The 25,498-nt window shown below is 40.9% G+C and carries 24 protein-coding genes; 17 read left to right on the top strand and 7 right to left on the bottom strand.

The genetic code is table 11. The features are described from left to right. Nucleotides 1-602 precede the first annotated feature (602 nt). From AC07YT_RS13670 to AC07YT_RS13655, 4 genes are all read left to right on the top strand, one after another. Nucleotides 603-986, top strand: coding sequence for a DUF3606 domain-containing protein (locus AC07YT_RS13670; RefSeq protein WP_086546889.1), 384 nt, complete (start codon nucleotides 603-605; stop codon nucleotides 984-986). A gap of 5 nt (nucleotides 987-991) precedes the next feature. Next, complete coding sequence (locus AC07YT_RS13665) at nucleotides 992-1,762, top strand: DNA-formamidopyrimidine glycosylase family protein (RefSeq protein WP_086546888.1); 771 nt, start codon at nucleotides 992-994, stop codon at nucleotides 1,760-1,762. A 138-nt stretch (nucleotides 1,763-1,900) separates the two neighbouring features. Further along, complete coding sequence (locus AC07YT_RS13660; RefSeq protein ID WP_494945359.1) at nucleotides 1,901-2,530, top strand: hypothetical protein; 630 nt, start codon at nucleotides 1,901-1,903, stop codon at nucleotides 2,528-2,530. 329 nt (nucleotides 2,531-2,859) lie between these two features. Continuing rightward, the gene (locus AC07YT_RS13655) at nucleotides 2,860-3,483 is read left to right on the top strand and encodes a class I SAM-dependent methyltransferase (protein WP_086546887.1); all 624 of its coding nucleotides are present in this window, start codon (nucleotides 2,860-2,862) and stop codon (nucleotides 3,481-3,483) included. Between the two features lie 80 nt (nucleotides 3,484-3,563). Here the strand turns inward: AC07YT_RS13655 and AC07YT_RS13650 are convergent, their stop codons facing one another. The 3 genes from AC07YT_RS13650 to AC07YT_RS13640 are packed head-to-tail and all read right to left on the bottom strand — an operon-like array spanning nucleotide 3,564 to nucleotide 9,045. Next, nucleotides 3,564-6,794, bottom strand: coding sequence for an error-prone DNA polymerase (locus tag AC07YT_RS13650; RefSeq protein WP_086546886.1), 3,231 nt, complete (start codon nucleotides 6,792-6,794; stop codon nucleotides 3,564-3,566). Between the two features lie 14 nt (nucleotides 6,795-6,808). Further along, the gene (locus AC07YT_RS13645) at nucleotides 6,809-8,305 is read right to left on the bottom strand and encodes a Y-family DNA polymerase (protein WP_086546885.1); all 1,497 of its coding nucleotides are present in this window, start codon (nucleotides 8,303-8,305) and stop codon (nucleotides 6,809-6,811) included. A gap of 2 nt (nucleotides 8,306-8,307) precedes the next feature. Next, nucleotides 8,308-9,045 carry an ImuA family protein gene (locus tag AC07YT_RS13640; protein ID WP_086546884.1) on the bottom strand — a complete coding sequence of 246 codons (738 nt, stop codon included), beginning with the start codon at nucleotides 9,043-9,045 and terminating at the stop codon, nucleotides 8,308-8,310. Between the two features lie 58 nt (nucleotides 9,046-9,103). Between AC07YT_RS13640 and AC07YT_RS13635 the strand changes: the two genes are divergently transcribed. Continuing rightward, nucleotides 9,104-9,748 (top strand): alpha-ketoglutarate-dependent dioxygenase AlkB family protein, encoded by a 645-nt coding sequence (locus tag AC07YT_RS13635; protein ID WP_494945358.1) that lies wholly within the window; start codon nucleotides 9,104-9,106, stop codon nucleotides 9,746-9,748. A 113-nt stretch (nucleotides 9,749-9,861) separates the two neighbouring features. On the opposite strand, the gene AC07YT_RS13630 is transcribed toward AC07YT_RS13635, so the two are convergent. After that, nucleotides 9,862-10,899, bottom strand: a complete 1,038-nt coding sequence (locus tag AC07YT_RS13630) for an IS110 family RNA-guided transposase (protein ID WP_086546883.1) — start codon at nucleotides 10,897-10,899, stop codon at nucleotides 9,862-9,864. A 521-nt stretch (nucleotides 10,900-11,420) separates the two neighbouring features. On the opposite strand from AC07YT_RS13630, the gene AC07YT_RS13625 reads away from it, so the two are divergent. The 5 genes from AC07YT_RS13625 (at nucleotide 11,421) to AC07YT_RS13605 (ending at nucleotide 13,507) form a co-directional block, all read left to right on the top strand. Then, the gene (locus AC07YT_RS13625) at nucleotides 11,421-11,618 is read left to right on the top strand and encodes a hypothetical protein (RefSeq protein WP_086546882.1); all 198 of its coding nucleotides are present in this window, start codon (nucleotides 11,421-11,423) and stop codon (nucleotides 11,616-11,618) included. Between the two features lie 8 nt (nucleotides 11,619-11,626). Beyond that, complete coding sequence (locus tag AC07YT_RS13620; RefSeq protein ID WP_086546881.1) at nucleotides 11,627-12,145, top strand: DUF421 domain-containing protein; 519 nt, start codon at nucleotides 11,627-11,629, stop codon at nucleotides 12,143-12,145. A gap of 137 nt (nucleotides 12,146-12,282) precedes the next feature. Beyond that, nucleotides 12,283-12,627, top strand: a complete 345-nt coding sequence (locus AC07YT_RS13615) for a hypothetical protein (RefSeq protein ID WP_086546880.1) — start codon at nucleotides 12,283-12,285, stop codon at nucleotides 12,625-12,627. Nucleotides 12,628-12,889: 262 nt separating this feature from the next. Beyond that, a complete protein-coding gene (locus AC07YT_RS13610) occupies nucleotides 12,890-13,219 on the top strand; it encodes a hypothetical protein (RefSeq protein WP_086546879.1) in 330 nt (109 codons plus the stop codon). A gap of 108 nt (nucleotides 13,220-13,327) precedes the next feature. Beyond that, the gene (locus tag AC07YT_RS13605) at nucleotides 13,328-13,507 is read left to right on the top strand and encodes a BF3379 family histone-like protein (RefSeq protein ID WP_086546878.1); all 180 of its coding nucleotides are present in this window, start codon (nucleotides 13,328-13,330) and stop codon (nucleotides 13,505-13,507) included. Between the two features lie 197 nt (nucleotides 13,508-13,704). On the opposite strand, the gene AC07YT_RS13600 is transcribed toward AC07YT_RS13605, so the two are convergent. Further along, nucleotides 13,705-15,000 (bottom strand): hypothetical protein, encoded by a 1,296-nt coding sequence (locus AC07YT_RS13600; RefSeq protein ID WP_086546877.1) that lies wholly within the window; start codon nucleotides 14,998-15,000, stop codon nucleotides 13,705-13,707. After that, nucleotides 15,000-15,332, bottom strand: coding sequence for a hypothetical protein (locus AC07YT_RS13595; RefSeq protein WP_494945357.1), 333 nt, complete (start codon nucleotides 15,330-15,332; stop codon nucleotides 15,000-15,002). The genes AC07YT_RS13600 and AC07YT_RS13595 overlap by 1 nt, the downstream gene beginning before the upstream one ends. Before the next feature lie 514 nt (nucleotides 15,333-15,846). Between AC07YT_RS13595 and AC07YT_RS13590 the strand changes: the two genes are divergently transcribed. Together AC07YT_RS13590 and AC07YT_RS13585 are read left to right on the top strand one after the other, a co-directional pair. Beyond that, a complete protein-coding gene (locus AC07YT_RS13590; RefSeq protein ID WP_086546876.1) occupies nucleotides 15,847-16,317 on the top strand; it encodes a hypothetical protein in 471 nt (156 codons plus the stop codon). Between the two features lie 390 nt (nucleotides 16,318-16,707). Further along, nucleotides 16,708-16,899: a hypothetical protein gene (locus AC07YT_RS13585; protein WP_494945356.1), complete on the top strand. Its 192-nt coding sequence runs from the start codon at nucleotides 16,708-16,710 to the stop codon at nucleotides 16,897-16,899. A 204-nt stretch (nucleotides 16,900-17,103) separates the two neighbouring features. Here the strand turns inward: AC07YT_RS13585 and AC07YT_RS13580 are convergent, their stop codons facing one another. Further along, nucleotides 17,104-17,409 carry a hypothetical protein gene (locus AC07YT_RS13580; RefSeq protein ID WP_086546874.1) on the bottom strand — a complete coding sequence of 102 codons (306 nt, stop codon included), beginning with the start codon at nucleotides 17,407-17,409 and terminating at the stop codon, nucleotides 17,104-17,106. 173 nt (nucleotides 17,410-17,582) lie between these two features. On the opposite strand from AC07YT_RS13580, the gene AC07YT_RS13575 reads away from it, so the two are divergent. The 5 genes from AC07YT_RS13575 (at nucleotide 17,583) to AC07YT_RS13555 (ending at nucleotide 25,175) form a co-directional block, all read left to right on the top strand. Beyond that, nucleotides 17,583-18,200, top strand: coding sequence for an RNA polymerase sigma factor (locus AC07YT_RS13575; RefSeq protein WP_494945355.1), 618 nt, complete (start codon nucleotides 17,583-17,585; stop codon nucleotides 18,198-18,200). 54 nt (nucleotides 18,201-18,254) lie between these two features. After that, nucleotides 18,255-19,457, top strand: a complete 1,203-nt coding sequence (locus tag AC07YT_RS13570; RefSeq protein WP_086546872.1) for a FecR family protein — start codon at nucleotides 18,255-18,257, stop codon at nucleotides 19,455-19,457. Nucleotides 19,458-19,683: 226 nt separating this feature from the next. Continuing rightward, the gene (locus tag AC07YT_RS13565) at nucleotides 19,684-23,055 is read left to right on the top strand and encodes a TonB-dependent receptor (RefSeq protein ID WP_494945354.1); all 3,372 of its coding nucleotides are present in this window, start codon (nucleotides 19,684-19,686) and stop codon (nucleotides 23,053-23,055) included. Between the two features lie 22 nt (nucleotides 23,056-23,077). Next, the gene (locus AC07YT_RS13560; RefSeq protein WP_086546870.1) at nucleotides 23,078-24,901 is read left to right on the top strand and encodes a RagB/SusD family nutrient uptake outer membrane protein; all 1,824 of its coding nucleotides are present in this window, start codon (nucleotides 23,078-23,080) and stop codon (nucleotides 24,899-24,901) included. A 103-nt stretch (nucleotides 24,902-25,004) separates the two neighbouring features. After that, nucleotides 25,005-25,175, top strand: coding sequence for a hypothetical protein (locus tag AC07YT_RS13555; protein WP_494945353.1), 171 nt, complete (start codon nucleotides 25,005-25,007; stop codon nucleotides 25,173-25,175). Nucleotides 25,176-25,498: the final 323 nt, after the last annotated feature.

Below are 25,498 nucleotides of genomic sequence, written 5' to 3'. Positions count from 1 at the left end.
TCATTTCTGGTCTGGTATCCTAAGTTAGCGGGATTATTGCAAAAAAAACAACAGAAATAAGTTTAGGTATTTATTCTGTGGTAATCCGTATTCATTCCTAATCATGCAGATCCACCTGAAAATTCAAAAAGGTGTTTAGTTTACCTGCAACTTTGATTTTAATGCTGATGCACTGAATGGGTAGAATGGCAATTATTTCTGGATAATCTTATTATCCAATGTTATGGCGGTTTTCTGTTCGCTGTTAGAGAGGTGACAATCGCGATAGTACAGGATACTCTTCCAACAGGTCAGGAAACAATTTCTTTAACAAGAGATCAGTGTTAGCGGAGAATGAAATATTGTTGAGGATTGTCCGACCGAAAAAAAAATGAAACCTTATCAAAAGCAAAAAGAAAAAGGTTTAAAATATTTCTCTGCGCTTTTTGATTTTTTCTAAAACAATTGAGCGGGAAATCTGTCTTTATAGCACATTTACCAGAATGAAAAACAATGATCTGAGAAGGTCAAGGCGGAAGTCCAAAAGGACCTCCGCCTTTTTTATTTCCGGCCATCAAACTTTCCGTTAATCAGCTATGTTTTAAGTGTAAATACGAAAGATTATGCCATGGTACAATAGGGATTATCCGCCATCCTATAAAAACCAACCTGAAACTTTAAGGGAGAAAGCTGTTGAGATAGCCAATGCACTTTTAGCGCAGGGAATGGAAGAAAGAGCGGCAATTGCAACCGGTCTTAAAAGGGCGCGGCATTACTTTCAGCAAGGTCAGGAAAGCGAAGTGAATGGGCAGCATGAAATAGAAGAAGACAGAGATGAGCTTGAAGCGGTAGATTTTGCATCCAGCGAGGGAAGCATCGATAGCGCAGATCCCAAGCAGTTGACGTACTGGGCAGAACAGTTTCAGATCAGTACAGGTGAACTTAAAGCAGCCATTGTACTCATGGGCAGCGATCTTTCAGAAATTAAAAAATACATAAAATCCTAATCCTTATGGCTGAACTCCCTGATCTTGAAGTTTTCTCGCGCATCCTTACCCGCAGGTATGTTGGAAAGGTACTGAAAAATATCGATGTAGAAGTGGCCGGTAAGCTTAATGTTTCTGCTCAGGAATTAAAAGGCCAACTGGAAGGACATAAGCTCAGCGCTGTAAAACGCTCGGGCAAAACTTTGCAGTTTCATTTTGGAGCAGGACGCGTACTTGGCGTACACCTGATGCTAAGAGGGGAACTGGTGGCACTCGAAGATAAGCCACCAAGGTTCCCGATACTGATCTTTACTTTTAAGGGAGGTGAGGGTTTCGCTGTCACAGATATGCAGAAACAAGCAACCCCGACACTCAATCCAGCTGAAAATGATGTGCCCGATGCACTTGAACTGGATTATAGTTCATTAAAGAAAATCCTGAGTGGAAAAAAAACACTGATCAAAACGCTTTTGATGAACCAGAAAAAGGTGCGGGGTATCGGGAATTCCTATGGCGATGAAATCCTTTACCATGCCGGGATCTCGCCTTTCTCTGTTGCGGGATCAATTCCGGAACAGGACGTGAAGCGGTTAAATGAGTGTATACATTCGGTCTTGAAGGAGGCAATCAACAAAATCGCGAAAGAAAATGGTGATGAACTGCGCGGTGAGCTCAGGGATTTTATGGAAGTGCACGGAGCGAAGATAAAAGAGACCAAAAAGGGAGAAGAGGTTTTTTCAGAGAAAATTAGTGGAAGGACCAGTTATTATACCAGGTCTCAGAAACTTTTCGGATGATCCAGGGCCAGATTTATTTGACCATTTGAAATTTAAGGCTTCCTGAGTTTGTAACAATAGGTAATAAAAATCATCTATAAATCGCACCGCAATAAAAGGTGCTCAATGATAAAATAACCCGATCACTGCTGCCCATATATGGAACAACTTAAACCTTATCAGAACATTTCAGAAGCAATAAATCATTTAGACAATGGCGGACATTTTTTCAATCTATTTACCAAAGCGGAGGATGGAGAAATAAATGTCAGTGAATTAGCCAAGGTTGGCGGGATTTTTAATGAACGACAACGCCTGATCCTGTTTTTAGAATTTTCCATTTCAAAACTTTCCAAGAAAGATCAGGTGGAGATCATTTCGAAATTGGATGATCGGCTAAGGAGTGCGTTCTTAAAGCATAAAGCGCAGGAACTAATGCCTGCTGAGGCAGAAAAATTGGGCCTGCTAGGCGCGAATGCGATGATAACAGGCGTTGCGAGGCTAAAAGAATCTAAATCAGAATTTCAGGGTTTGATATTGGTTCCGATTTCAACCGGTAAAGCAGTGACATTTGTTCCCATACCCATCAGGGACCAATATGATATTTATGAAATCCGTGACGATCAACAGTCTGAAGCGTTCTTAATCGCCCATTATCGCGGAAAATCAACATTACCCACAGAAAAAATAAAAGTTGCCGGGGTGTTTAAACAAGTTGAGGTTACTGTTGATGGGATCAAACGCAATCAAAAGTTCCTCGAATTGAACTATTATGCTCAATTAGGTTAGGAATGCATGATATATCCCTGGTTTACAATTTGATTCACAATTTTACAGAGATTTTGGTCGATTTGAATTTTTGTGTAAATTCATCGTGTAAGATTAAATCAACGGGACGATTTAGATTATGCTTAAGGGGCTATCTGTTTTAAAACGGTTAGCCCTTTTTTTTGATCATAAATTTTCTTTCATTTTAAATGTTCGGCTTTATTGCTTTGCTGATATTTTGATCGGTCTGGCCTTATGCTCAGAAACCCGGATCTGATAAAGTAGAATAAAATCGGGCATAATTTTGCCTGAAATAAAAGGGAGAATTGGAAAAAAGATAAATTTGCGGAATGAGCGGTTTAAACAGTCAGGATAATCTACAGGAACTTTACGGGAATATTGATATATATCTTTTTGATCAGTTATTAAAAGGTACTTATAAGGGCTGTGCGCGAATTTTGGATGCTGGTTGCGGTAGCGGAAGAAACGTTCAATTTTTCTTGAAGCAGGGTTTCGAGGTATTTGGTGTGGATAAAGATCCGCAGGCAATTGCTGCGCTTAAGCAGCTGGCCTCGGGGTTTGGGCAGGGTTTGCAGGCAGATCATTTTATGGTGGCAGAAGTGGATGAGTTGCCTTTTGGTGAGAGTAGTTTTGATCTGGTCATCAGCAGCGCGGTTCTGCACTTTGCCAAAAACCTGGATCATTTCGAGGCGATGTTAAGCTCAATGTGGCGGGTACTGAAAAAGGATGGTTATTTTTTCTGCAGGCTGGCCTCCGATATCGGGATTGAATCTTCGCTCCACTTTGTGGGCAACGGGCGGTATATTTTGCCGGATGGTTCGGAACGTTTTCTGGTCAATCAGGAAATGCTACTCAGATTGACGCGCAAACTTGGTGGCACGCTTCATGAGCCCATTAAGACCACTGTGGTGCAGAACATGAGGAGCATGACCACCTGGTGCCTGAGAAAATAAGATTTTCTAATGTGATGGTTTCGCTTCCTGATTCTATGTTGTGGCGTGAATCATCTGAATTGCTTGTAGTTAGCTCATGCTTACTTAAAGTTCCTGCCTCCTGGAATAGCTGATGTTGTTTGGGTGTTCTTTTCCGGGCGATCCTTTTGGCCAGTGGGATAAGGGGCAGTTCTTTCATCTGACCTTGAAAAAGCTACGGCTGGAAAATCATTCTGATCAGCCCTGTCGATCGAGCGAAGTAGCCTGGTGAGGTCAAAGCACCGTTTAACAATCACGTGGATCACTTCGCCTTCAATCTGCAGTTTGCCTTCGACCATCAGTAGTCTGGACTGGATGATTTCTTTACGGAACTTTTCAAACAGGTTTTCAAATACCACCAGGTTGGTAAATCCGGTTTCATCTTCTATGGTAATAAAACATACGCCTTTGGCTGTTCCGGGACGCTGCCTAACCAGCACCAGACCTGCTACTTTGACGCTCTGGCCGTCTTTTGCTGATGCCAACGATTTAGTCGGGAGGACATGGAGAAGACTTAGCTGCTCGCGCACAAAGCTTACCGGATGTGCTTTTAATGAAAGTGAAGTGGAGGCATAGTCCTGTATCACGTGTTCGCCTTTGCTCATTAGTGGTAAGGTGGCCTGTGTTTCCAGACTGCTTTCAGAGGGCTGGTTTTCAAAGAGTGCCACGGGTCGGTCGGCCATGGCAGATACTTCCCAAAGGGCAGCTCTTCTGTCCAGGCCTATGGAACCGAAAGCATCAGCATCGGCAAGCCTTTCCAGCGCAGACAGGCTAACGCCTGCATCCATCAGCTGGTGGATGTGGCCATATCCTTTTTTTCTGCCTTTGTCCAGTAATTCGATATCTTCAGCTTTCATGCCTTTGATCTGCCTAAACCCTAAGCGGATGGCATGGTATTTTCCGGATTTTTCTTCCAGCAGGTTGTCCCAGGCAGAATAATTAATGTCAATAGGCCTGATTTCCACGCCATGTTTTTTGGCATCGATGACGATCTGTGCAGGTTGGTAAAAACCCATAGGCATGCTGTTAAGCAGGGCTGTTGCAAATACATCGGGATAATAACATTTTAGCCAGCAGGAAACATAGACCAGCAGGGCGAAACTGGCGGCATGGCTTTCGGGAAAACCGTAGCTGCCAAATCCTTCGAGCTGTTTGAATACCCGTTTGGCAAAATCCTCGCTATAACCTTTGCTGGTCATTCCGCTGATGAGTTTTTGCTCAAACTTGGTGACCATGCCTTTGGCTTTAAAAGTGGCCATGCTTCGGCGGAGTTCATCGGCTTCAGCAGGGGTAAAGCCTGCGGCAACAATGGCAATTTTCATGGCCTGTTCCTGAAAGAGCGGGACCCCGAGCGTGCGGTGCAGGATCTCTTTGAGTTCTTCAGAAGGGTAATCTACCTTTTCTTCACCGTTACGTCTTTTTAGGTAAGGATGGACCATGTCTCCCTGAATGGGACCGGGGCGGACAATGGCCACTTCGATCACCAGGTCATAAAATTTTTTTGGCCTCAGGCGTGGAAGCATGGACATCTGGGCACGGCTTTCAATCTGGAAAACGCCTAGGGTGTCTGCATGACTGATCATTTCATAAACCTTTGGATCTTCCACTTCGTTGATCTTGCCCATGGTTAGCTCCAGGTTATAATGCGCTTTGGCCAGATCAAAACCTTTTCTGATGCAGGTGAGCATGCCCAAGGCAAGTACATCGATTTTGAGGAAGCCGAGTGTATCGATATCATCTTTGTTCCACTCAATATTGGTCCGGTCTTCCATTCTGGCATTCAAGATGGGGCAAAGGTCAGTTAGTTTTCCGCGGGTGATCACAAAGCCGCCGGTATGCTGGCCCAATTGTCTTGGAAAGCCCATCATCTTGGCGGTGAGGCTCAGGACTTTCCGAAGCAGCGGATCATTGGGGTTGAGGCCCTGCTCGGTCAGTTTTCCGCCTTCAAACCATTCATCGGTAAACTCCCATATGGAGCTTGAAAGGCGGTTAATGGTATCTACCGATAAGCCCATTACTTTGCCCACATCACGGATAGCCCCTTTTTGTCTTTGCTGGGTGACTGTGGCCACAATGGCGGCCCGGTCGCGTCCGTATTTCTGATAAATATACTGAATTACTTCTTCCCTTCGTTCATGCTCGAAATCCACATCGATATCGGGCGGTTCGTTACGGGCAGAGGAAATAAAGCGCTCAAAGAGCAGATCAAATTTGGTGGGATCGACCGAGGTAATGCCTAGGCAGTAGCAGATGGTGGAATTGGCAGCTGAGCCGCGGCCCTGGCACAAGATGTGCTGGCTCCTTGCAAAACGCACGATGTCATAAACGGTGAGGAAATAAGACGCGTAGTTCATTTCCTCCACAAATTTCATCTCATGGCTGATGTTATCAGTTACTTTTTTTGGTAGTTCGTCGCCGAAAAGCTCATATGCGCCTTTCATGGTCAGGTACTGGAGTTCCTGTTGTGGTGTCCTGCCTTCTGAGGTAATTTCTTCGGGGTAAATGTATTTTAAGCTATCCAGGCTGAAGGTGCATTTTTGTGAGATTTTTACGGTATTTTCAAGTGCCTGCGGATATTGACGGAAAAGCCTTTTCATTTCCGCTTCGGGTTTTAAATGCCGCTCGGCGTTTTGGAAAAGCAGGTAGCCAGCGTTATGGATGGTGCATTTTTCCCTTACGCAGCTTAGCACATCCTGCAGTTCGCGTCTGTTTGGGCTGTGGTAATAGACATCATTGGTCGCGGCCAGTGGAATGCCTGTTTTTTGAGAGAGTTTTGCCAGGCGGAACATTCTCTTCTGGTCTTCGCCCTGATAAGTCCTGTTTATGGCCAGGTAAAGATTTTCTTTTAAGGCATTTTGATAGCTTTGAAGGTCTGCATAAAAGTTCAATTGGAAATCAAAGCCTTCTGAGAGATTCTCGGGTGGGATGGCAATAAAAATAATGCCTTGGGCATATTCAAACACATCTTTTTTATAGAGTTGGCAGCTGCCTTTTTCGGTGCGCAGGTTACCCAGGCTAAGTAAGGCAGACAGCCTGCCATAGCTTTCAGTGTCTGTGGGGTAGGCAAGCAGGGATGCACCGTCCACCAGGTTTAGCCTGCAGGCCGGGATAATTTCTATGTTGTGTTTTCTGGCCTGGGCATGTGCACGCACGATTCCAGCGAGGGTGTTATGATCGGTGATGGCGATTTTTTTATAACCCATTTTTGCGGCCTCTTTTACGAGTTCTTCCGGGTGGGAGGCGCCGCGAAGGAAGCTGAAATTGCTTGTAACCTGAAGTTCGGTGTATTCCATTGTTCTTATAGTTTCTAAGCAAAAAATCCATGTATAAACCAGGCCGAGTTTTCGGCTGCATAGTGGCCAGAACGGAAGAGCCAGTAGCGGTTCCCTTTTTCATCTTCTACAGTATAATAATCGCGGTGTTCCCCTTCTTCCAGCCACCAGGCGCGTTCCAGTCTTTCAGGACCATCTGCTTTTTTAATGCTGTGGCGCTCACCATTGTAGATGAATAACATTGGGGGGTAATCGGGTATGGGTGCAGTAACCTCGATCCGCTCAGGCCTGGAAAGTAGCTGTATGGGACGGTTCAATGGATTGTGGAAACTAATTTCATTCATCTCAGTTAAATCTTTAGCCTGTTTAGCCGCTCTTTCCGGCCAGAAGTCTGCCCTTGGCAGGTATCGGCGGATGGCATTGTTGCCCACTTTCCCAGCCACGCGGTCTAGTAACTCGGCCAGTGGCTGGCTGTCAAGACCTGCCTGTCCGGCCCAGATCTTTTCCTGCTGGCGTTCCATCTTTTCGGTTTTTTCGGCGCTAAGGGAGAAAAGTTCGATACCCATGCCGGGCGCAATGCCGGAAATGTTTAGTGCAAAAAGTTTCATCAGGTGGATGGGATCATCACTGGGCCTGCTGGTGCCTATAGCTGTAGAAATTGTTTTTCCATCTATCCGGTAACCTTTTAGTTCTGCTTTTCTAAGTCCCAGTCCTTCATTTTTAAGTCTTAGGCAAAGTTTTTCCAGTAGTTTTTCGATGGCAATTTCGATGGCTTTGGCGGTGCGGATGGGTTCAAGGCAAGCCAGCCGCTCTTCATATTCCCGGATCACAGTAATCGGACTGAAGGCCTCGGGCTCATCGCCCATGGCTTGCGAGATTCGCAGTAGCAGGTTCTCTCCAAACCTGCGGCGAAGCACGCTGCGTTGCATTTTAATGAATCGCTCAATCTTACCAAGTCCCAGTTTATGTAGCTTTTCGGTGGTTTCACCAGCGATCCTGAGTGCTGCCGGAGGAAGGGGTAGTAAAGCAAAATGCTGCTGGTATTGATCTACGATTTCAGCGCCATTTCCATAACGGGACAGTGCCCAGGCCGCACCAATGGTATCTGCGATCGCAGCTTTTACATTGTAACCTGCTGACTGGAGTCTGCCGGTGATGTGTTTTAGGTAGGCTTCTTCTCCGCCCCATAAATGGCAGCATCCGGTGATATCAAGCAGGATACCCTCTGTATCGGTAGAGGATAGCGGGGTATAGCGGATGGCCCATCTGGCCAGGCCTTCGAGCAGTTTCTGCTGCCTTGCTGGCTTTTCATCAAAGACTTCGAGTTCATGCACAATGGCCCGCGCATCGGCTAGGGGAATTCCTTTATAAATGCCCTGGGTATTTGCATGCTGGTTTGCGGCGACAACCATCATACGGCCATGGCTGGCACCTGCGCAGACCATTGGCCGCGTTTTCCATTCGGGGCGGCGGATAGCCATCCAATCCGTTAGCAAAAACGGAAACCATATACTTAAAAACCGCTTTGCCATCTTTATACTGCCTGTAGTCCATGGAGTGGTAAAACCCGGGTGTTTTCGTTTTGTAGATTTTTAAATGTGCTGCCTGACCAGCAGATCTCAAAAGTGCCGCCCTGCCCGTTACGCACTTTGAGCAATTCTGCCCTCCAGCTGGGCTGGCCGACACCGGGCATACCCTGGGGTAATATGCTGGGCAATGGGCTGATTTTCCAGCGGGCAAGACAGGTGGTATTGGAAAGTGTTCTGGGGTTTTCCCTTAAGAATAGGGCGGTTACCTTGCTTTTTTCAATCACCAGCTGGAATCTTCTTGATGTCGCAAAATTTAAGTCCGGGATTTCGGAAACCACGGCTGCCAGTCCTTCACATTTTAAGGCTTCTTCGGTCACCCACAACAGTTCCTTTTCGTTCTGGAGGTCAATGAAGATAATGGAGGCAGCGTTTAGCGAAAATCTTTTTACTGCGGGTGGAAAGAATTTCCTGGAGGCACTGATCCAGATACAGGGGCTGCCGTCTTGCATCAGCGGGGAAAGTATGCCACTAATAAAGCCATTACTGGCAGCTGTCTGCTCAAGGCTTTCGCAGACGAATTCATGGATGCCTTGCAAGGGAAAGATGTGGCCGGGGAAAGCCGGTGCAAAAAGCTCGAAACCGCTAATGTTTTGCTGGTTACCGGATGCGGATTTAAAGCCCTGCATGGAAAGGATTTGTTCCCTTAAGTCCTTAATGAGCTGTTTTTTTGCTGCCTGTTCCATGATCAACCTCCTTTTTTGTGTTTACATGGACAAATATAATGCTAAAAATATTAGTATTTTGAAATTATTTTGCACATTTGTATTGGATATGGAACAGTTGAGTTTTTTCAGGGAATCGGGGCAGACCCCAGGGCTGCCAAAGGAGGTACTGGAGTATATTCCCGGATTTATTGATATAACTGAGGCAAACCTTTTGCTTTCAGGCTTTATTTCAGACACGCCATGGATACAGAAAAAAGTGAAGATGTATGATAAGGAAGTGATTATCCCAAGGCTTTCTGCCTGGTATGGTGATCCCGATGGTACAGATTATAATGCCCTGGGGAAATCAGTTCCACTGCCATGGACAGCTGAACTTCTGAAACTAAAATTGTTGGTGGAAAGCGCTTCAGGGATTAATTTTAACAGTGTGCTCCTGAATTATTACCGGGATGGGCAGGATTCTGTGGCCTGGCATAGTGATAACGAGACGGTAATGGGGTCGCATCCTGTTATTGCATCGGTTTCTTTTGGGCAGGTGAGGGCTTTTGATATCCGGAGAAAAACTGACCACAGCGAAAAATATACCGTGCGATTGGAGCATGGTTCGCTGCTGCTGATGAAGGGGGATCTCCAGACTAAGTGGGACCATAGGATCGCAAAATCAACTAAGGTAATGAGACCAAGGGTCAATCTGACTTTTAGAAAAATTGTCGGGACTTAAAATTCATTTATGCCTGCATGATTTTAACGATGGATTAATCAATCAAGCTTCTAAAACATCGGTTCTATTAATAGTGGAGAGGAAAATCTGGTTTAACATGCAAGCTCATAATGTTAATCCCCAGAAGGCCTGTATTCATGGTTTTTCTCGTATAACCGATTGTTTTTTACGCAGGCATATACCCTTGATGCCATTTTGAAGCGGATGGCATTCAACACCGACATTTTGTGTTTTCCTTCTATATCCGTTTTACGGTGATAATATGCTTTAATATCCGGGACAAACCTTCCGGCAAGAACTGCGGAGGTATGTAAAAGCGCTTTCATTTTTTTATTGGCAATCTTTGATACACGGGTTTTCTTACTGACCGTGGTTCCTGATTTATAGGGGAATGGTGCTATTCCGGCATAGGATGCAAACTCTTTAATGGTTCTTACATTTTTAAATTCATTGGTGCAGATCAGGATTTCCAGGGCGACCACTGGTCCGACACAGGGGACTGATTGCATTAAGGTCATCAGGCGGTTTGTTTCTTCATCTGATTTCCATGTCGCTTCAATTGAATCTTCAACATCTTTGATATCCAGACTAATCGCATCGATAGTCCTGTAACAAAGTCTGTTACGCTCTTCAATTAATCCTTTTTTTACAAAATCTGCATGCTCTTTTAAGGGAACCCTCATTGCGATGTGGAGGGATTGTAGCCGCTTTCTCAAAGTGGATAAGCCGGCCAGTTGCTCGAGGATTGGCCGCCTGGGTATCCTTAATCTTAATACATCCCTGGATTTGTAGAGGTAGAGGGCAATTCTTTCAGCATCTTTTTTATCCGTTTTACCTCTTACTGTACCCATGGAATTTTTAATATGAAGAGGTGAGTCTACGACGGTGTCGATTTTAAGTGCCTGCAGTTTTTTTATCAGATGGTTAGTGTATATACCGGTATTTTCCATTCCCACGACAACGTTTCGGGTCGTAAACTTCAATAATGTTTTCAGGTGCGTCAAATGATCTTTGATCGATTGTATATCATTAGATATGGTATCGTGCAACAAAATAGTTCCATGAGCCATGACGGCAATATCCAGGGTTTCTTTTGATATGTCAATCCCGATGAAATAGACATACTTTTTTGTTTTATTCAATGCATTCATAGGCTGGTTCGCTTATGGCCCCATATTGAACGGTCAGGTATTTATAGTACGCTAGGTCTTACCTTTAGTAATTTTTCTGTGTCACCTGACCGGTCCTTTTAATTTGTTTTGATCATTATTTTATCAGGTCTCTTACTCAATTATTGGTCTTTCCTAAAAATATATATAAGTCTTCTCCCGATAATCATGGCAAATCAGTTAAAAGTTCAATGGGGTGTTATTTGTATCTGAATTATTCCATGCGGCCTTCATGTCGCTTTAAAACAAATTTATCGATCAATGCTGATTTAATCAATGATTTTTTCTGGTATTATTTTTTCTGGTCCCTGGGTGGGGAATTAATAAAAAGAGAGAAGGTTGTAGGTGATTTTTAAGGATTCAGCCAATAGCTTGGCATCGTTAAGTGCCCCGGTAGTATGGAAAGTTTAATCGCTTTCAAAACCATATGGAATTGTGGCTTGTTCTTTTTCATGTAGTTGCCAGCTCATATGCTTTTGTAGCTCATATTAATTCATTTATTGATGCAGGACTTTAAAACTTTCGATTTTCACAGGATCTTTTTTGGTGATCTACCTTATGGTTTCCTTCTGGAGATCATTTTCCGTACAGCGGTAATGTATGCCTATACGATATTGCTGCTGCGTTTTCTTGGTAAGCGGAGCATGGGCAGTTATCAACCCTTGAGCTGGCCATCATCATCTGTTTTGGTTCTGCGGTAGGAGATCCAATGATGGGTAAGGACGTGCCTATCCTTCATGGTATTCTGGTGATTACTACCGTAGCAGTCCTGCAAACTGTGGCGGAGTGGACAATCAATAGGAACAAGCGTCTTGAAATATTTATGGAAGGCCGTGCGGATTGCCTGGTAGAGGACGGACTGATTGTGACCAGTTCGCTTGACCGGAACAACCTGAGCCATGAAGATCTTTTCCGGTTTTTGAGAAGTAAGGATGTCGAGCAGCTTGGGCAGGTAAAACGGGCTTTTTTTGAGACTTCAGGACTGGTTTCTGTATGGTGTTTTCCAAAAACTGAGATTGTCCCAGGGCTTGGGATTCAGCCGATGGATTACCGGCCCGATGGGCACCCGGTAACCTGCGGTGATAGGATAGAGAAAACAGGCTATTATAGTTGCCGGTATTGTGGCTTTACGCTATTAATGAAGCAGGGCGCAAGGTTTACACCCTGTGAGAAATGCAATGAAAATGATTGGAGCAGTTCTGTTCGGCCTGAAGTAGATTTGGTATAGGGGATTGCGAAATGCCATGGGCTCATGTGGCTTGCAAAGTAGCAAAAAAACACAGTGTTAAAGTAATGCGGATTTACCATCTATTTAAAACTTACCTGAGCTATAGCTGTTAGGTTATCGTAGAAAGATATAGACTTATGAACGAAGAAAAAAAACAAAAGGCAATTGTGCTGATTAAACAAGGTTTGGAAACAGTATTGGAAAGGGAATATACAGAAATTGCTGAAATTCCGGTTGAAGATGAGGATATGGTCAAGGTGAAGTACAGTTTTGTGCACGATGGGGTAGAAGGTATATTTACCGTTGTTGGCCAAAACCAGAATAACGGATCTGATACAGATGAAGACCTGTTGAGGCTATCGCTTTTCAGTCAGTTCGATGAGGATTCGAACCATTACCAGTCTATGACTGCCAAAGAACAGGTGGATCATGATTTGTTGAATGTAGAGGAGTACCTTCACCGGCATATTAATGAGGGCTGAGTTTTTGAGCGCTCCTGTTTCGCTTTCAATAACTAGTCTTTTGGAAGAATGATTTTGCGGAATTGTATGAGGCTATGTAGGTGTTTGGTCATTTGTAATTATCGGAAACTAAAATTGATATATCATAGGTATTTTTGCTATGATTTGACTGGACTTAAAAGAGCTAAACTCTTTTAATCTGACCATAAAGATAATTTCCCTCATTTTCAGTCTTTTAACTTTATGGGTTTGCGGATATGGTTGATCTGTATATTTTTGCGCCATGACCGTAACTGTACTGGCAATCTTAGAGACAGATTTTAAGCCCGAAAAGGCCCTGGCAAAAGTAATGAATGAGCGTTTGAAACGAACTGCAAAAGAATTACAGGATGTGCATTTCCAGGCACTGCAAGGCAGGGGTTTTTCAGAAGATGACCTTGTGGTTTACATAAGCTATAACCCTAAGTATAAGATACGTTTTCGCATTGTCAATGATGTGCCTGCAGATATCGAATATTTTGTAGCGGAATGCTGCGGTAGGCTTGGCTTTATCCTTTGGAAAGCTAATGCCATTGGGGTAGCAAATGATTTTGATGCATCAGAATTGAGGTAGGTTTCTTTATATGCTGAAAGAAATGATCAGTTTTAGACTCCGACTTAACATAAGGGAAATAGAACAAGTATTAACTGGGATCTTTTGATTCCAATAAAAAAATCAAAAATGGACAAATTCAAACAGGTAAAGGAAGTGATCGCTTCAGTTGAAGCTGATGTGACGAAATTTTATGATGGTGGAAATGCTGCTGCTGGTACTCGTGTACGTAAGGCGATGCAGGATTTAAAAAACCTGGCTCAGGAAATCAGGGCTGAGGTTACCGAAAAGAAAAACAGCGCAAAATAAACAATATACTGTTTTGGGACAAGAGGCACTGGTTGTAGACCGGTGCTTTTTTTTAGGGAATTTACTTTATGGGCTAATCTGATTTTTTAAGTTTTCTCATTTTTCCCTTTGCTATAGAATGAACGCTATTAAAGTTTGGCCGTCCCCTAAAAGGGCCAGGCAATTCGATATATTTTTCTGTCGATAAAAACCCATAATTAAAAAGTTTCACCAGTGTTCAGATCTCGTAATGAGATGTCCCTTAATTCTCCAATGCCCCCGAATGTAAAATTCAATCCACAAACATTTCCAATTGTCTTTTTATAGTCGGTGGTAAATAATTGTTTACCGTTTAAGAAAAATTTTACGCTTTTGTGCCGGACCAATAATCGTATATCCCCTCCTGATCTCAAATCTCTACCCAGACTGCTCAAGTCATATTTGCTTCCATCGCTCCTGGTTTCAGAAAAACAGGCATAGGCCCATGCCGTGCACCCAGGTTTGAGTATTAACAGATCATGTCTTGCCGAATCACCATATACAGTGAAAAGGATTTCAGAGCAGTTCACACCAGGAAATATTCTAGATGTAAATACCCTCGCCTTTAGTTCAAAGTTGTCCCCGCTAATACCTGTTCTTTTTATATTCTGAAAAGTCAAGTAAAACGGTTGAATGGTGTCAATTCCTATATCTTTAATTTTTGATTCCTCAATGTGCAGTAGATTCTGCTCACTTTTAATATCTTTTATTTTAGAATTCTTTGATGTGGTTGCCTGGGTGAACCTCGCAATCCAGTGGTTTGTTTTTACATATACTGTTGTCGTATCTATTGGTTTACCTTTATAGCTAAGCACTGCGTGATAAATTCCCGCAATTCCGTAATAGTGCACGATTTGTTTTTTATCGGTACTCAATATATCCATTGTCTGGTCGCCAAAATTGATGGTAAACGATGCGGTATCCATTAAGCGCTCCGGGATTTTTAACTTGAAAACCGCAGAGTGAACTTCTTCTCCATCCGGATTAACGCAGGTTAGGCTTACACGCTTTAATCGGGATTCCATACCCCTGGCAAAAAATAAACTGCCAACAAAATACATGGACAAGACCACAGCAATACCCAATAAATACTTTTTCAATTTGAGTGGCCAACTTTTTTTGTCCTTTGATATCTGAACTGGTTGATCTGTTACAGATTCAAAATCTTCAGCTATTGATTTATGGTCTAGAAAAAAGTCCTCCCAATCTGAATAGCCGACAAAACTCGCCAATGCATCTAAGCTGGCCTTTTGGGGAGTGTAGGAATCTTCGGTTTTAACTTTGCCAAACATTCTTTTTAGAGTATTTTTACTAATGTTGACTCGGGTCTCTTCAAGTAACAATGCACTGAGTTTAATATAATCTGCATTTACCCAACTAGACATAACAGGCTTTCCCAGTTTAGCTGATATTAGCTCCGAACAGATCTTCAGGTGCTTGGATAGTATTGCTTTATATACTTTTTTCGGATCCATTATAAATAGAAATTAGGCAGGATAAACTTTTTGGCTGTTGGTATTCCCTGTAGTGGCAAGAGCCATACTGTAGCAGGATACGTGGATAGGTTTAGCAAAAAGAACATTGTTTTTATCAAGGTTATCATTTTAATTCGGATGACGGTAAAGAAGCGCCGTTGCTTAGCAGCTGTCAAAATTTTTGATTGCTCATCAGTGCTGGTGATTATGGGTGTAAAGATAAATCTCAACACGGTATACGGACAGGGGGCAAATGGTTCAATAATGGGGGTAAAACGAGCATTAGCGCGAAAAATATATACGGGACAAACTATAAAATGGATTGTATCCATAAAAAATTACCTTTTGCTCTGGTATTCCTCAAGCCTTCAACACTGCAATGCATCAATGTACCTTGATCTATCGTTTGTGTTATGTTACGTGATGATGCTCCGATGATAGCTGTCCCTAAATAAACTTTTATCGATAACAATTACCTGTAAGCAAAATACCCTTGTCCATGTATTTGGGTAAGTTTTGGGTAAGCCTAAAATCTTAGATAGGATGGTTATGATTTAAATTTGACTCTTGAAATCCGAACGTTAGTTAGTATTCCATAATAGCATATGTTTACTCGGGATGGTGAACATATAGACAAGGCTGCGGATGCGGCCTTTGTCCTTCCTAGATCAGAAGCATTGGATGCTTAGACTTTCACTAATATCAAAAACTGTTTTATTCCTTTTTTGATATTAGGGAGTTCGGAGACGAAGCAATTTTGTTCTCATATCAATAGGGAGTTTTATGATCCGATCAGACAGCTCTACGAGCCTCTGATTATTTGTTTCGCTACCCTGATTCTGGTTTATGCAAATTTCAAACTATATTTTTTGGCTAAAGTGCCAGTTACCTAGGATAGGCCGGAGAAGCCTTGTTATCGCGCTTTTAATCTACCCTTTTTTTAACCTTTCTATTGCGGGCACCGAAACCGGATGCAAATCTTTTGCTGCAGATGGCTATAATATATTTTATTCAAATATTGGCACTTATCAAGGCGACGCACTGTACAGTCGAACTGGAAACCAATATCTTTTCAGTGACATCAGATGTTTACAAGCTACAGGTGCGGGTTGTTTTATACAGCTCACTGCTGTTAATGAATGTAATAACGGTTGTAACACAACGCCTGATGCCAATGGATATTATTATAAACCAGGCACCGAATATAATTTTGACCCAGTCAATCCACAAGCTTTTTGTGATCTGGATACTTATGGACTTATAGCCCTTTTAATCATGGGGTGCTATGGATTTTCATACATCAGAAAAAATCTATAAAACAGCGGTCCGGGGTAAGTAATAATAATTTAGATTAATTCTCAGTAGCCAGTCTAATGTTGATAGGGAATAGGCTAAGAATTAGAATGTACCAAATTTTATATTGGCAGAATATTATCTCATTACAACATTTTTTTGATAATTGGTTAGTATTTATAGACGACGATTGCTGTAAATTTTAACTTTTTTTGAATAGTTCTAAATTAGGATGATTTGCTGTGCCGGTTAGTCTGTAAACGATACCCACACCCGTATTATTCCATTAAATTCTATATTAGCCATTGCCATAATGTTAAAATATCATGAAAAATCGGATTCTGAACTGTTCAGCTTGATACAGTCGAGCGAGCATAGTGCATTTGCCGAACTTATGGTCGCTATGTTAATGAGTTGTTTAAATATGCTAACGCTATTTTGAGCGATCGTGGTGCTGCTAACGATATTTTACAGGAAGTTTTTATCTGGTTCTGGAATAACCGCTCCAGGATAAAGCCAACATCAATCAAGAGTTACCTGTTTGTAGGTGTAAAGTTTAAAATTGCAAATCATAAAATAGACCCGGATCTCCACCACATTGCATAACTATCACGGCAATTGTTAGGTCTCTAACCTCTATTAGCGAAACGCCTTTTTGCAGTCTTGTAACCGATTATATTAGCATTTTTGTACATCGGACAGCAACATTGCAACAATCAGTGTCATGTACAGCATTAACAGTATCCCATTTCTGTAATGTTGGGCCACCATACCAACAGTACGCAGACCGTTATAGGGCGTTGGGTTAATCTAATAGAGGGCCGTTAACCTTGTTGCCGACAGCAAATTTGGTATCAAAATTACAGAGGCTGCAGAACTAGCTGGTAAAGTAGAAAGGAGCTTTATTAAAGGGGCTTCGATAGGCGTAAGTTTTAACCAGCCAGATATGGTCATGGCTAAGGACGGTGTTTTGAACTGATCAGGTGTAAAATATTTAAAGCCTTTACTTGTGCCATTCCGAGCAATGCCAATGGCATAACTCTTTATAATAAAACTGGGAAGCTCTTTACCGAAAGCACGCATAAACTTAGCCGTAAAACTTAAAAAAAACAACATAAAATTTTAAGTTTGGAAATAATCCTTAATATTTTCACTCTTAACCGAGCGATTATTAAAATTTATCTATATAATTGTTGATACTAGAACCTATTAAATTTTTGTGAAATAGTGTTTTGATCTCTTACTTCTGCGAGTAAGTCAAAGCAGTTATCCTAATATATAAACGTTTCATGTTAATAATTGATGATTTTGCAGCAGACAAAAAAACAGAAACGACTGATTTGCTGGAGAAGCTTAAGCAAGGAGATCAGGATGCATTTTCTGAACTTTACAGTATTTATAGTTTTCAGTTATATACCAATATACTAAAAATGGTAAAGGATGAGCACGTGGCAGAGGAGATTTTGCAAGAACTGTTTATTAAAGTTTGGCAGAAACGGGAACACATTCTAACAAATACAAGTTTCAAGTCTTTTCTTTATCGGGTTGGGCAAAATTTAGTTTACGATTTTTTCAGAAAACTGCAGTCCGATCAAAAACTATATCATAATTTCAAGGCTGTAGCTACACAGCATTATTCTCATATAGAGGAGGCTTTGTACTTAAAACAAAGCGAACAAGCTTTAGATCTGGCGTTGAGTAAATTATCGCCACAACAAAGGCGTGTCTATAAATTGTGTAAAATTGAAGGCCACACCTATAAAGAGGCAGCAGAAATATTGAATATATCATCACATACTGTTAAAGAGTATCTTGTTAAGGCAAATCATTTTGTTAAAGAATACCTGTTAAATAACCTCGATATAACAATGACCGTTTTATTGTTTTTTCTAATAAAAGAAAACTGACCCCCCCCGATTTATGTTGCATTACCGTATTAGTAAAAAGCAACTTTTGGGACAATGGATAAAAATAGCTCGACAAGATTCTTCAATATCATTCATAACAATTGCGCGCCAAAGGATCTGGATAGTTTTTTAGAGGAAATTAGCAAAAGTGAAAATGAGGAAAGCTATTTAAAATTAATTTCTTCGGTATTAGAAGAAAATACAAATGGAGAAGCCGCTGAGGAAACAAAAGCAAGACTAAAAAAGCGGTTCCTGTCAATTTGTAACAGCCAGGAATTTAAATTGGAGGCTAAAGTATCCGGATTTACTTTTATCAAAATGTTTTACAGATATGCTGCGGTTATTTTGCTATCTCTTAGCCTATTTGGAGGTTTTTTTTATATAACTCATTTTCAGAAAAAAACTATACTGCCAATAGTCAACATTATTAAGCCGGGAGGGAACAACGCTATTTTAACACTATCTAATGGTAAGAAAATATCGCTTACCAATACTAAATCAGGAGAACTGGCCAGCGTTGTAGGAGTAAGTATCATAAAAACTAAAGATGGTGAGTTGATTTATAAAGTTGTAAAAGATAGTTCTGCTGCAAGCAACAATATCGATTTGGCCATCAATACCCTCGAAACGCCAAGAGGTGGACAATACCAAATCATCCTGGAAGATGGCTCAAAAGTTTGGCTCAATGCTTCATCATCCTTAAAATTTCCTCCAAGTTTTGCAAAGCACAAGCAACGTATAGTTGAACTAAGCGGTGAAGCTTATTTTGAAGTGGCAAAGGATAAGAATAAACCTTTTAAAGTAATATCTCCAACAGCATCAAACTTAAAAGAAGAGATAGAAGTTTTGGGTACACATTTTAATATTAATAATTACCAGGATGAGCATTTTGCAAAAACCACCTTGTTGGAAGGATCTATAAATGTGAAAACAGTAGCAGGAAGTGAAATATTAAAGCCAGGCCAACAATTGCTATCTGGCAATAATAGCTTTAAAGTAAGAAGTGTAGATGTAGAAGATGTTATCGCATGGAAAAATGGCTATTTTATTTTTGAGAATGATAATCTCGAAGGTGTACTTAAAAAAATTGCCAGGTGGTACGATGTAGAATTTGTTTACAACGGAAGTTTAAATCATATAAAAATATTGGGTTCAGTATCTCGTAACACGCCGCTCATTGAGGTACTGAAAATTTTAGAACAAACAGATAAATTCAAATTTAAGTTGCAAGGAAGGAGGATCGTTGTTATGCAATAGCTTATACCTGCTTAATACGGCCCGCTAAAAAGCCCAAGGGTGTTGCTTCACCTTTGGGCCAATAATTTGGGTTCAATTATCACATTAAACTACAGTTACACTCAACCGAACATTAAGTGCAGGCCGTCTTGTGCTTAATTTTTTAACCAAACAATTCAAAGTTATGAAAATTTACGATTTTAATTCGTATCGGCATCCTGGTACGATACACAAAATTATTTTGACCATGAAACTAACCATCTTACTGTTGCTAAGTATATTATTACAAGTAAATGCAGAAAGCAAAGCGCAACAGAAAGTTACTATTTTAGAAAAAAACGCTTCATTGGAAAAGGTGTTACGACTAATTAAAAATCAAACGAACTTTAATTATATAATTGTTTCCACTAGTGTAGACAAGGCCAATCTGGTTACAATAGATGCGAAAAATGCAGATATAAAAGACGTTTTAAATAAGTGCTTTTTTAATCAGCCTTTAACTTACGTTATTGAATATAAAACGATTATCGTAAAGGATAAAATAGTGGCAGCTGCCAACAAAAATATTGCTTCTTTTAAAATATCTGGCACAGTAAAAGATGAACTTGGCCTACCTATACCAGGTGTTACTGTACGCGTAGTGGGAAAAGAAATAATTGAGCAAACTTCAAATAAAGGTAAATATACTATTGAAACCGAGCTTAGAGATAGTTTGGAATTTGCCTATATAGGATACAAAACACAGCGTGTTGCAGTCAAAGGTCTCGATGATATTAACATTGTGATGAAGAGTGCAGAAAATAAGCTAAACGAAGTAGTTGTAGTGGCTTATGGAGCTCAGAAAAAAGAAAGTGTAGTCAGTTCTATTAGTACGGTTAAGGGCGAGCAATTGAAGTTTCCGACGAGAAGTTTAACGAATAATATTGCAGGTCAGGTTTCTGGTTTAATTGCGATTCAACGTTCAGGGGAGCCCGGATATGATAATTCTGAATTTTGGATAAGGGGGGTTAGTACATTTGCCGGCGGAAGTGCAGCACTTGTTTTAGTAGATGGGGTACCAAGAAGTATTAATGATATCGAACCTGATGAAATTGAAACTTTTTCGGTACTAAAAGATGCAGCAGCAACAGCTGTTTATGGTGCAGAAGGGGCTAATGGTGTAATACTCATTACTTCTAAAAGGGGTAAGACACAAAAAGCAGTAATTTCTTTTAGAACCGAACATAGCATTGCAAAACCTACTCGTATACCAGAATTTGTTGGGTCTGCAGATTATTTGTCGCTATTTAACGAAGCCCTTTCTAACGATGGAATTGCACCCTTGTTTAGCGAAGATCTCATTTCTAAATACAGGAATAATGTAGATCCCGATCTCTATCCCAATACCGATTGGATGGATGCCATGCTCAGAAAAAGAACCGATAACCACAGGTACACGCTAAATGTTAGGGGAGGAACCGAAAAGGCTCGTTATTTCGTGTCCGGAGCTTATTTTGGTGAGAGCGGTATTTTTAAAGACGATCCAGGAAAAAAATATGATACCAATATTGGTTTGAAAAGATATAATTTGCGCAGTAATATCGATTTGGATGTTTCTAAATCTACTACGGTCAGTGTTGATATTAGCGGTCAGTATCTGCTTACAAATTATCCTGGGATAAGTACGAACCAGATTTTCAGGCAAATGATTATTACCCCTCCATATACCTTTCCAGCTGTTTATAGCGATGGTACCATTTCTACATTCAGGCAAGAGCGTGATTCGCAGATGCGTAATCCCTATAACCAACTCATGAACTCAGGTTACGCGAAAGAGTGGAGAAGTGGCATACAATCAAATGTACGTTTAAATCAGAAATTAGATTTTATTACTAGCGGTTTGCTATTTAGAGGTAATGTTAGCTACGATTACGATGGTACTTTCACCTCTTCCAGAAGTTATAACCCTAGCAGGTACAATGCAACCGGAAGAGATGCCAACGGAAAGCTTATTTTCTCCAAAACTTTTTCAGGCAATCCCGATCTAGGTGATCCGGCTGAAGGGAATAATGCTACTAAAAAAGTGTATATCGAAACATCTTTAAATTACAACAGGGCTTTTGGAAAACATACGATAGGTGCTATGGCACTTTACATGCAAAAGGAAACCCAACTATATAACGAGGCGCTGGCTTTTAGGAAACAAGGCTTAGTTGGCAGGCTAACTTATGCATTTGCAAACCGTTATTTTGTTGAGGGTAATTTTGGTTACACCGGTAGTGAAGCATTCGCCAAAAATTACCGTTTTGGCTTTTTCCCTGCTTTAGGCTTAGGATATCAGCTATCTAATGAAGCTTTTTATCCCGAAGCATTAAAAAGTATCGTTTCTAACTTAAAATTACGTGCATCAATCGGACGTACTGGCAACGATAACACCGGCGCCGCCAGGTTTTTGTACCGGCCGGTTTATAACTTTGGTGGGACAAGTTTTAGTCAGGGGATAACCACTGCAGGTGGTGCAAATACCTATGCAGCAGGTATCACTGAATCTCGTTTTGAAGCGCCTTACTTAGGGTGGGAAATAGAAGATAAGCAAAACTACGGTGTAAATATCGGCTTTCTAAATAATAAAATCGAAATCGTAGCCGATTACTTCAAGTCAGAAAGAACGGGCATTTTATTGCAAAGAAGAACAATACCTGCAGTTGCTGGTTTTAGGGCAGCCCCCTGGGAGAACTTTGGGAAAGTAAGAAACAGTGGTTTTGATGCGAGTTTAGATGCCAGGCAAGAGTTTGGCGATTTTAAACTCAGTACAAGGGGTACTTTTACCTTTGCAAGAAATAAAATTACCGAGTACGACGAATTAAAAACGCCTCATCCATGGATGGCTATAACTGGTACGCGCGTGGGTGAACAAACATTGTACGTAGCCGATGGATTTTATTCTGATCAGGATTTTATTGTAACAGATAATACAAATGGAACAAAATCTTATGCACTAAAGCCGGGCTTACCTATACCATCTTTGGGTGGAAGATTAGGTCCTGGCGATATTAAATATAAAGATTTAAACAATGATGGTAAAATTGATGCATTGGATCGCCAAAGAGGCGGCTTAGGCAACCCCAATAATCCTGAAATTGTTTATGGATTTGGCTTTAACGTAGAATATAAAGGTTTCTATATAAGTTCTTTCTTTCAGGGAACCGCAAATGCATCTGTAGTTTTTGGTTCGGTAATCCCAGAAGGCTGGCATCCTTTTTCGTGGGGGGTAGATCAGTCTAGCTATAGAACTTTTGCATTAAACAGGTGGACCGAAGCTAATCAGGGGAAAGATGTTTTGATGCCCAGACTACATAGTTCTAATGTAAACAATGCGAACAATACCGTTGCCAGTACTTACTGGCTCAGAAATGGTGGTTTTTTAAGATTAAAGAATGTTGAGATAGGTTACAATTTGCCTAAAAGATGGTTAAATAAATTTCAGATTCAATCGGCCAGAATATATGGAATGGGCTATAATTTAACCGTTTGGGACGATATCAAATATTACGATCCGGAACAAACCGGTGCTAATGTTAATGATAATCCCTATCCGCTTACCAGTACTTACACCTTTGGGTTAGAATTAACATTTTAAACAGAACTTAAAATAAATAACAATGAAATTTAGTTTATCAATCCTTATGTTTTTCATGTTTGCGGGCTTAATGTCTTGCAAGAAAAACTATTTAGATGTATCTAACGAATTGGCGGGAGGCCTTACTTCAACTGATCAGGTGTTCGATAATCCAGCCTATACACGCCGCTGGTATGCCAATGTAATGTCTGGAGTAGCAGATTACTCAAATATTATCAATGGCGATGGTCTTGGAAACCCCTGGGCTGGTATGTCTGATGAAATTGCCAATGGTTTCGGAAATGTTGTTAATTACAATATTTCGCCAAAAAACTCGCTCAATATGGGATTTCACCGCTGGGAATCGCTTTACCAATTGATCAGACAGGCCAATATCTTCTTAGAAAAGGCCAAGCCAATACCCGCTACCGGTACAGATGCTGATATGTTGGATGATGCAGAGTTCAAACAACTTAAAACCAATGTACTGTTTATGCGGGCATACTATCATTATCTGTTGTTTGAACAATATGGACCTATACCTATTGCAACAACAGTGGTAGAGCCAACAGGCGATTTAGATCTGCCACGGCAATCTGTTGATGAAGTGGTCGCCTTTATCGATAAAGAACTTACTGCCATAATGCCCTTACTGCCACAAACTGCAATTACCGATGAACTCTTCCTGGCCAATCCTACTAAGGGTGTTGCTTTGGCTGTAAAAGCAAAACTATGGATGTATGCAGCTAGTCCGCTATTAAATGGAGGATATGCTCCAGCGGTGAGCCTGGCTAACAAAGACGGGAAAAAATTGTTCCCTGCAAAAGATCAAACCAAATGGAATAAAGCGCTTGCCGCTACTAAAGAAATGATCAGCTTTGCAGAGCAGGGCAACTACGAATTGTATAAGGCATTTACAAATGGTGTCTTAGATCCCGAAAAATCGATTTATGATTTGTTTCAGGTTTATAATAAGGAGATTATATGGGCTACTTCTAAAAATGGATGGGGAGGTATGGATGGCGATGCCTTAGATCGGCGATCAACTCCAAGAAGTGAGCCTAACGGACTCGGAAGTACGGCCGTATTGCAAGAATTAGTTGATGATTTTTATATGAAGGATGGGCTGCCAATTAACAATGCTCAATTTTTGCCTGCTTCACCCTTATACACCGAAGCAGGTAAAAGTATGTATAATGGAGTAAATGTTTCCAATATGTGGATCAATAGAGAGCCCCGGTTTTATAATACTGTATTTTTTGCAGGCAGGAAATGGCACATTACCAATAGGGAAATTAATTTCTATAAGGGCTCGCCGAATGATAGAAGCGGACAATCTACTGTAAGTGGTTACTTACTCTACAAACGATTCAATAGAAAAGTGCATAAAACCAGTCCGGGTGTAGCATCTGTTTTCAGGCCATCGATTGTTTTTAGGTTAGCAGAATTTTATTTGCTATATGCCGAAGCTTTAAACGAAGTAGAAGCTAATAACCCAGATGTATTGAAATATGTAAATTTGGTAAGAGAGCGTGCAGGATTGCCAAAACTCGAATTGTTAAATGCAGCAATAGCTGGTAACCAGGCTTTACAAAGAGAAGCCATACAAAGAGAAAGCAGAATTGAACTTTGCACAGAAGGACAACGCTATTTTGATGTGAGAAGATGGATGATTGCTGAAGGTAATGATGGAAAAAATAAACAGGGTGGAGACTTTTATGGAATGAACATGGATGGCGACGCTACAACTTTCTTTCAGCGCATAATTGTTCAAAGACGTGTCTTCGAAACCAAACAATATCTTTATCCTATTCCTTATAATGAGCTTGAGAAGAGTAAACTGCTTGTTCAAAACCCAGGCTGGTAACCGCCATTTATGCCATTATTTAGCCATCATTCAGTGCTGGAGGACCTTTCTAAGGAAAACTTAAAGTAAAATAACATATTAACAATCAAAAACCTACAGTCTTATGAAAACAACAATGAAAAATTTTTTAACGATGTGGCTATTATTCATAATCATTGCAGGCTGTAAAAAAGGCATTGTAAATGAGACAAATGATCAGCAAGCAGAAAAGCACTGTGAGACTACCGATCCCGCAATAATTGTAGAAATTACTGCCCAATTGCAAACGGACTAAGATTGTTTATGTCTATGCCAGTCAACTTTTTAGGTGCAGCCCAATCTGGCTTATCTAAATCGCAGAATTCATTTACTTTTCCATGGTCAAACTGAGTGCTGCGGATATGTTAGCCAAATTCGGTTTACGTATTGCGTTTTCTATCAAATGATGCATTTCTAATGGGGCCGTGGCCCTATAAAAGAAGCATTGGCTACATATTGATATAGCAACGTTTTATTGTTAACTTTTGTTTAGCAAAAATTGTGTCTAGTCCTTGAAAAAGTTGACTATTTATTTTACTAAATTATAAAAATAAAAGAACCATTAAAATCTATTTTGAT

This window comes from Pedobacter sp. GW460-11-11-14-TSB4, from assembly GCF_059423705.1.
Note: the sequence above shows the minus strand (reverse complement) of the source record. Positions and strands in the feature narration are given on the sequence as shown.